The sequence below is a fragment of the Parasphingorhabdus sp. genome, from assembly GCF_036963705.1.
Lineage (GTDB): Bacteria > Pseudomonadota > Alphaproteobacteria > Sphingomonadales > Sphingomonadaceae > Parasphingorhabdus.
This window is the reverse complement of the sequence record NZ_JBALUT010000162.1, coordinates 1-738: the sequence shown is the minus strand read 5'-3', so window position 1 is coordinate 738 and position 738 is coordinate 1. Positions and strand designations below refer to the sequence as shown.

The window sequence follows — 738 nt, the reverse complement described above, 5'->3', positions numbered from 1 at the left end:
GCCCATCACCTGAACGCAGCGGTCCGCGACCCGCATCAGCGCCTCGGACACGGCCACCTTGGCCATCGAACTTTCTACCGTACCCAGCTCGCCGGCATCCAGCACATCTGCACACCAATAGACCATCTGCTCGGCCTGCTTGAGGTCGATCATGTTCTCGGCCAGCATAAATCCGACGCCCTCGTGATCCACCAGCGGTTTGCCAAAAGCCATGCGGCGGTTGGCATAATCGCTTGCGATCTCGTTGGCGCGGATCGCCGCACCGAGCCAGCGCATGCAATGGGTCAGACGCGCAGGCGACAGGCGCACCTGAGCATAGCGGAAACCTTCGCCGCTTTCGCCCAGCATCTGGCTCGCGGGCACCCGCAGATTGTCGATGTTGATGACCGAATGTCCGCCGATCATGGAATCGTCGATGGTGTCCAGCACCCGCTCAATCCGGATCGCGGGATCGGGTAGATCGACAAGGAACATGCAGGCCCCATCCTCAGATTTGGCCATGACAATGCCAAGCCCCGCCCCATCAGCCCCGGTGATCAGCGTCTTGTGCCCGTTGATGACCCAGTGGTTCCCGTCCATCTTGCAGGTCGTCTGCATCATCATCGGGTCAGACCCGGCACCCCCTTCGGCCGCGGGCTCCGTCATGAAAAAGGCCGACCGCATCTTGCCTTCGACCATCGGTGCTAAAAACCGTTCTTTCATGTCATCAGAGCCGACCTTGCCCAGCAAATACATATT

General features: G+C 60.3%; 1 protein-coding gene. It reads right to left on the bottom strand.

What is annotated here, in order from left to right; all coding sequences use genetic code 11:
• A partial coding sequence (locus V7680_RS15680; protein WP_335654182.1) for an acyl-CoA dehydrogenase family protein occupies nt 1–738 on the bottom strand: 738 nt, incomplete at both ends.